This is a genomic window from Echinicola sediminis (assembly GCF_054777495.1).
In genome coordinates this window covers 1-5,616 of the sequence record NZ_BAAHAP010000169.1, presented here as the reverse complement: position 1 = coordinate 5,616, position 5,616 = coordinate 1, and the positions used below count along the sequence as shown (strand labels likewise).

Here is a 5,616-nt window from a genome sequence, read left to right as displayed (position 1 = left end):
GGACAAGGTGCATAATATTTAATCAGGGTCTTTTCAATGGGATTAACAATAAGAAAGGGATGCTTCGCCATTTTTTTATTAGCATGCTATTCCTGTCTTCCAAAAGGAGATCCGGATATTATTTTAGAAGATTTTGAAGGCGGAACCTTTAGCGATAAATGGGAGATTCAGGGAACCTCATTCAAAAATCCAGTTCGTATTGATTCCTTGCAGGAGGATATTACCAATGTCCATGGAAAATACTTTGCTTACTCGATGCACAAGGATTCAGGAACTTTTCAGGGTGTAGGAAAGCTGATATCCAAGCCTTTTACGGTGGATAGGAAGTTTTTAAGTTTTCTGATTGCCGGACATCAACATGAAACCAGGGCCTGCGTCAATCTCATAGTAGATAATAATATAGTCAGAACAGCAAGTGGCAATAATGATTTCATCCTTAGGGATGTGGTTTGGAATGTAGTGGAGTTTCAGGGAAAAGAGGCGTATCTGGAAATAGTGGATGCCTTGGCTCCGGACTCTGAGAATGGATACTTTCAACGGGTCATGGTGGACCATTTTGTGTTGAGCGATAAAAAAGTGGATCGTAAATCCGTTTTTGAGGATTTTGAAAGCGGGACCTTTAATAATTGGCAGGTAATCGGTGAGGCCTTTTCAGAACCCAAAAGCAGGACCAGTGTGTATTATCCCATTTCCGCCAATGGATTTAAGGGCAATTATTTTGCTTTCAGTTTTGGTGAGGAGCACGATGTTAAGCAGGGAAAGCTGATCTCTTCACCCTTTACCATTCAGCATGATCATATTCAGTTTTTGATTGGTGGTGGAAGCCATGAAGGAGCTACCTGCATGAACTTGCTCATTGAAGGGGAGGTGGTCAGGTCAGCCCAGGGTGAGGATGATGGGAACTTAAGGTTGAAGGAATGGGAGGTAAGTGACTTTAAGGGCAAGCTGGCCACCATAGAAATTGTAGATCAGCATTCTGGTGATTGGGGACATGTCATGGTCGACCAAATTATTTTTTACAATAATCCATGGTGGGAGAAATATGCCAAGGGAGCAGGGATAGTTCTTGTGGTTATTCTTGGAGGCTTGTTGCTGTTATTAATCAAAAGAAGAAAGAAAACCCAAAAAGAGATTACCGATGCTGAGCGCTTTCTGCTGGAGAGGGTGAAAAGTAACATTATTCAAGATAAAGCCTTCATCAATCCGAAATATAGCGTGAAAAAATGTGCCGATGCGTTGGATTTGGAGGCGGATAAAGTAGAACAGTTGTTTCAGGATGGGGAAGGAAAAAGTTTTGTGGATTATATAAATGAGTTGAGGGTGGAAGAATTCAAGAAAGAACTGAATGATCCCAAAAATAATGCCTACACCATGATCCATATTGCCAAGCAATGTGGCTTCAGTTCAAAAACCGCATTCTATAGAATTTTTAAATCGGTAACCAATATTACTCCTACCGATTATAAAAAGCAGTTGTAGACAGGGCAACTGGATTTTTAGATAAATGGATAGGGCCTATCTTGTAACTCCGCCAATGGGTAAAGTGAGCTGCCATTTTGTGCTGGTTTCGGAATAGCAACCTATCCGTCCAATAAAGATACTGCTGTTTTGGGACGTCCCAAAAGGGATTTGGGACGATATTTCGACATGTTTGGTAAGTCTATCCTTTCAATTCATTGTATTTTCATGGTTTAAATTTTCGAAACCTAAAAAGAGAAGAGCAGAAGAATAGATGAAAAAATTAGTATTAGTTAATTTATTATTGATAGTCGCTTTTACATTTTGCAAAGCGAAACCAAAAGATCCTTCACCCTATATCGGGATGCCCATTGGCGGCATCGGTGCCGGACAGGTGTATCTGGGGGGAGATGGACAATTATGGTATTGGGACATCTTCAATAAACAACGTATCCAGCCAGGCGGTCCTGGAGATAAGTTTTATATCAATCCCATGGTTCAGGACCGCCTCTTTGAGCAAGGGTTTGCGATCAGAATGGATCATGCCATCACCCCGATTATCAAGCCTTTGAGCAGGGGAGGGTTTTCTTCCATTGAGTTTGAAGGGGAGTATCCGGTGGGAAAAGTGAGCTATCAGGAGGAGGATTTTCCAATTGAAGTGGAATTGATGGCTTACAGTCCGTTTATCCCAACGGACCATAAAAACTCCAGTTATCCAGCGGTAATTATGGAGTTTACTTTAAAGAATAATGGTATTGAGCCCCATGAGGTAGAATTGTTGGGGTGGCTGCAAAACATGGCCAATTATTATTCCTCCAGTGCTGAGGGAAGCCATATCAATCAAATAAAGGCAGAAGATGGGCTTTTGCAACTTTATAATTTTTCAGAAGGGACGGCGCTTTCCGAGCTTCACGATTATGGGAATATGACGCTAAGCCTGATGTCACCGAGTACATCTGCCTGGTCTACCGCACAGGCACCCCAAGATATTATCAATAACCTCGATGGTGTGGTAGGTACAGATAAGATGGAGGCAAGGTCAACCCTTGGGGATGGAATAACGGGAGCATTGGGAGAAAAAATTAAGTTGTATCCGGGGGATCAGAAAACGGTTTCCTTTATGATTTCTTGGTATTTCCCCAATCTGCATGCCAAGGAAAGCGGCTTTCATAATATCCGAAACAGGGAAAACCTAAGATATGGTTACAGTGCCCGCTTTCCTTCTTCCAAGGCAGTGGCCAGACATATCCATGAGCACCAAGCTGATTTATTGGAAAGCACCAAAAAATGGAACCGTACCTGGTATAAGTCCAGCCTGCCCAAATGGTTTTTGAACCGGACTTTTGTCAATACCAGCATTCTTGCCACCACCTCCTGTTACTTGTTGGATGATATCACAGATGATCCCCATAATGAAGGGCGATTTTACGCCATGGAAGGTGTTTACCTGGGCCATGGCACTTGTACGCACGTTTATCACTATGAGCAGGCAATGGGCCGGGTTTTTCCCCATATGGCCAAGCAGTTGAGGGAACAGATTGATTTTGGACTTTCTTTTGATCCTAAGGGCATTATTGGCTATAGGGGAGAATTATCACACCTTGGCCACCATGATGGTCGTGGCTATGCGGTAGACGGTCAGGCAGGTACTATTATGCGCGCTTATCGGGAACATTTGATGTCCGATAACCGGGAGTTTTTAGAGAAGAATTGGAGTAAAATAAAAGCGAGCATCCAATACATGATCGATCATGACTCTACGGGAGGCAAGCCCTTGGATGGGGTGCTGGAAGGTGCTCAGTACAATACGCTTGACAGGGAATGGTTTGGTAAAATAGCCTGGACCAGTACGCTGTACAACGCTGCACTTCGTGTGGGCGAGGCCTTGGCCGGTGAAATGGGCGATAAGTCTTTTGAAAAAGTTTGCAGGGAGATTTCGGAACAGGGTAAAAAGAACCTGGTGAGCGAATTGTTTAACGGGGAATATTTTGCCAATATATTAGATCCTGATAACCCTGTATCCCCCAATTCTGGAGATGGCTGCCATATCGATCAGGTCTTGGGCCAGTCCTGGGCCATGCAGGTAGGTTTGCCGAGAATTTTGCCCAAAGATGAGACGGTTGAGGCCTTGCAATCCATCTATAAGTACAATTATCAACCGGACGTGGGGAAGTACCTTTCCCAAGCCAAGATTAAGCCTGTAAGGTATTATGCCTTGCCCGGTGAAGCAGGGACCGTGATGACTTCCTTTCCCCGGGGAGGAGAAGAGGCTGCACCAGGGCAGGTGAGGAATGACTGGGAAAATTTGGTAGTAGGCTATTTTAGTGAGAGCATGACCGGTTTTACCTATCAGGCGGCCGCCCATATGATTGGAGAGGGCTTGGTTCAGGAAGGCTTGGAACTGATCAAGGCAATAGAAGACCGGTATTCCCCAGATAAGAGGAATCCCTATAATGAGGTGGAATACGGTAACCACTATACACGGGCCATGTCCAGCTACGGGGCTTTTATCAATGCTTCCGGCTTTTATTACCATGGGCCAAAAGGAATCATAGGCTTTGACCCAAAAATCCAACCCGAGAATTTTGCCGCTGCATTTATAGCGGCTGAGGGTTGGGGCAATTATGAACAGCGCCAAGGGGACGGGCAGTTCATTGCCAAGCTCAGGTTGAATCATGGTAAGCTGGATCTGAGCACATTCAAGCTAAACAAGGCGCATTTTAATCAGACGGCCATGACGGTTAAACGTAATGGTAAGCCGGTGGTCTTTAAGCTGAATGTGGAAGACCAAGAGCTGAGGTTGGATTTTAAAGAGAAATTGGCGCTTCGGGAAGGGGATGAAATTGTCATAGAATCGAAGCAATAATTTCCTGATAGCTTGCTAAGTAATTTGATTTGTCCCAATTACCGGGATGTTCAAATTGATAGGAATTTAAAAACATACCTCAAAATAACTCATGATGAACCTAATTAGTAAAATGTGCCCTATTATCATACTGCTGTTGACTGTTTGTACTGTAGTAAAAGTAGATGCCCAGACCAAGCCTGGCCGGGCATTCCTAGAATTTGAATATGACACCATTACGGGGATAGGGCATGAAGAAGGCCTGACCAGAAGGGATCCCAGTGATGTGATTTTGGTGGATGGAGTTTATTATGTGTATTATACCAAAGTATACGGGCGTGCACCAGGTTATTGGGGAACCATTTGGTACGCCACTTCCACGGACGAGGGATATACCTGGGAAGAGCAGGGAGAGCTGCTCGGTGCCGGAGCCAAAGGTAGTTTTGATTCCCATGCGGTATTCACACCGAATATTATCGAGTCAGGAGGGACGTTCTATCTTTATTATACAGGCGTAAAGCCTACGCCGGGAAATCCTAAAGGGGAATTTGAGAATAATTCCACTACCGATATCACGGCCTTGGGTGTGGCGGTGTCCGACTCACCTACTGGACCCTTCGAGCGGATCAGTGACCAGCCGGTACTGACCATAAGTGTGGAGCCGGAAAAATTTGACAGTTATAGGATTGATGATGCTTCACTGTTGTACCGGAATGGACTTTACTGGTTGTATTACAAGGGAAGGAGCCGGGTTGACGGGGATATGGGCCCCAGAAAAACGCATATGGGGGTAGCCTATTCCCATGATCCCCAAGGACCTTTTACCAAATATCCGGAACCCATTTTGGGAGAAAGCCACGAAGTGATGATTTGGCCGGAAGGGTATGGAGTCAGTGCCCTGGCTTCGTTCAGCAATAAAATAGTGCATGCCCCGGAAGGGGTGGATTTTAATGCCTCAAAGGATTATGTTATGGCCAAAAACCGACCCGATGCCCCTGGAGCCTTTAGACCGGACCTTACTCAAGGGGGAACTTCAAAAGAGGGGCTTCAGTGGGGCATAGGAATGGTCCATAATGGTGATGAGGCTTATTTGATCCGGTTTTCTGTAGTGGAATAGAGGAGGTAACTCCTTTTTTATAGAAGAAGTTAGGCAAAAAAAGGCAGGTTCTTTCCTTTTGAGAGGAAAAGGGTCTGCTTTTATTTTAGGCGCTATATGATTTAGTATGGCTAAACTTGCTAAAACTTTCAATTACAGGTCTCCTCTGTTTAATTGATTGGAGGTAGATTTTCGGCAAGGCTTTTCAAGGTGGCAA

General features: G+C 44.5%; 3 protein-coding genes. All 3 read left to right on the top strand.

What is annotated here, in order from left to right; all coding sequences use genetic code 11:
- Positions 1 to 36 precede the first annotated feature (36 nt).
- The 3 genes from ACYVAA_RS22060 (at position 37) to ACYVAA_RS22050 (ending at position 5,420) form a co-directional block, all read left to right on the top strand.
- Positions 37 to 1,479, top strand: a complete 1,443-nt coding sequence (locus ACYVAA_RS22060; RefSeq protein WP_460546070.1) for a helix-turn-helix domain-containing protein — start codon at positions 37 to 39, stop codon at positions 1,477 to 1,479.
- Between the two features lie 253 nt (positions 1,480 to 1,732).
- Positions 1,733 to 4,324, top strand: a complete 2,592-nt coding sequence (locus tag ACYVAA_RS22055) for a GH116 family glycosyl-hydrolase (RefSeq protein WP_460546068.1) — start codon at positions 1,733 to 1,735, stop codon at positions 4,322 to 4,324.
- A 91-nt stretch (positions 4,325 to 4,415) separates the two neighbouring features.
- On the top strand, positions 4,416 to 5,420 hold the full coding sequence (locus tag ACYVAA_RS22050; RefSeq protein WP_460546066.1) for a glycoside hydrolase family protein: 1,005 nt from the start codon (positions 4,416 to 4,418) through the stop codon (positions 5,418 to 5,420).
- Positions 5,421 to 5,616: the final 196 nt, after the last annotated feature.